Consider the following 1042-nt stretch of genomic DNA (forward strand, 5'->3'; position numbering starts at 1 on the left):
GGATCGCGGCCAATTTGTGAAAGCTGCTCGTGAATTTTCGAGCCCAGCTTCTCGCCCTTTTGAAGAGGACGTCGCGCGACGCCGGTGCGCTTAACGTGACTCCACACCAGTTCATCTGGATTGAGGTCCGGTGCATAACCGGGCAGGAAATGCAAAGTCAACTTGCCCCGCGTACTGGCGACATACTCCTTAACGATCGCCTTCTTATGCGCTGGCAATCCGTCGACGATCAGATGAACCGCTCTTTTTCGATTGAACATCAACTTCTTGAGCAATTCCACGAACAACTCACCGGTAAGTCCCCCTTCATAGGTTGCAAACCAAAAAGCCCCCTTCGAATTAACAGCCGACGCGGCGCTCATGCTTTGTCGCTCGCCGGGCCGCTCGACCACGGGCGTTTCACCGCGCGGCGCCCACGTCCTGCCATGCACCGAGTCAGCACGGAAGCCTGATTCGTCCCAGAAGAAAATGTCCGCTTTCTGCTCGCGAGCCTTCCTGGCAATGCTCGGATAGGTGTCGCGTTGCCAACGCTCGATGGCTTCCGGATCACGCTGGTAAGCCCTCTGCAGCGGCTTTTGCGGCGTAAGGTTCAGGCGGGCGAGCATCGCGCCAATAGATGCCAGACTCAGCCTGACGTCGAATTTCTGTCGCACCAGCTCACGAACCAGGTTGCGCGTCCATAAGCCAAAATCAAACCCGTACTGCATTGGATTCTTGCCATTAACCCAGCGCAGGACCCGCTGCTCCTGTGTTGTAGTGAGCGTACGCGGGCGACCTGTGCCTTTGGTCGAGCGCAACGCCCGGACACCATGGCCACGACCTCGCGCTTGCGACCTGATCTTGTACGCCCACGAGCGATGCATCCCAAACGACGCCGCAACCTCATTTGGATGCTCGCCTTCGGCCATACGCTGAACTGCAAGGATGCGCATCTCTTCAAGAGTGTTGTGAGCAAGGCTCCGACCATCTCTTTTCATGGGCGTCCTCGTAAGAGCTATCGCTCAAGCATAGAGCATGTGTCCGCAAAATTCCTGACTTATGA

General features: G+C 56.8%; 1 protein-coding gene. It reads right to left on the reverse strand.

What is annotated here, in order from left to right; genetic code table 11:
- The coding region (locus AWB68_RS45340; protein ID WP_125483319.1) for an IS630 family transposase at nt 1-977 on the reverse strand (977 nt) is incomplete at its 3' end.
- Nucleotides 978-1042: the final 65 nt, after the last annotated feature.

The sequence above is a fragment of the Caballeronia choica genome, from assembly GCF_001544535.1.
Lineage (GTDB): Bacteria > Pseudomonadota > Gammaproteobacteria > Burkholderiales > Burkholderiaceae > Caballeronia > Caballeronia choica.